Raw genomic sequence first — 822 nt, 5'->3', positions numbered from 1 at the left:
AAATTCTTCACACAAGATTAAACCTCTTCAACTTTCTAATCGAATTCGACAAGCAATATATGAGTGAGGATGCAACTCGATTGGCACTGGCAACTCACAAAAGATTAATTCAGGAGAATACTAAGGATGGATAATAATAAAATTATTCGTTTTGCACTTCTAGCTTCAGTCATTGCAACTGTCACTCCCTTTAAGAGTGAAGCAGCAAGGGTATGTCGACAAAAAGTCTCATTGCCAGCACCTTCAGCTGGTATATGTGACGTAGATACAAGCAATCCTAAGATGGGAAACCCATTTGCTTATATAGACCCGACTCAAGGGTGTGATTTCTCTTTTAGTTTGCCAGGTCTACCTTCGTTTAGCCTCGATGGTTTACAAGGAGCTCTATGCGATACCATTCAGGATATTGGGCAGCAAGGCATTGACGACGCACTTGGCCCTGTACTTGATGCGATTCCAGATAGTGTAGACCTCGACCTAGATAATTTGATGGAAGGCATCTTCGATGATCAAATTGAGATGCAAAGTAAGTTTTGCCCTGTCTATGACGACAAGGGAAAACTGGTTTCGTACGAATGTGCGTCTGATGGGAATGGTGGCGGTGACATTATAGACATAGAAGACCCTGATCATGGAGACAGAGAATGTTATACACAAAATGGAATTACATACTGTAAGGATGATGAAGGAGAGGTAACTGAACCAGACCCAGAACCTTATGACCCTGAGAAAGACCCAACTTTGCCAATATGCTCAGAGTTAGACAGTTTCTTTGACTCTGAAGGTAACTTAATACCTTGTAGAAACGGTACAAGCAGACAA

1 protein-coding gene is annotated in these 822 nt (G+C 41.6%); it reads left to right on the top strand.

Annotated elements, in window-relative coordinates; all coding sequences use genetic code 11:
* Positions 1-126: 126 nt before the first annotated feature.
* Positions 127-822 (top strand): hypothetical protein (locus R8O10_RS24570; protein WP_318191865.1); only part of this gene is annotated, 696 nt, incomplete at its 3' end.

This window comes from Vibrio sp. 1727 (assembly GCF_033344415.1).
GTDB classification, from domain to species: domain Bacteria; phylum Pseudomonadota; class Gammaproteobacteria; order Enterobacterales; family Vibrionaceae; genus Vibrio; species Vibrio alginolyticus.
The sequence above is the reverse complement of the archived record's forward strand: the minus strand, read 5'-3'. Positions and strand labels throughout refer to the sequence as shown.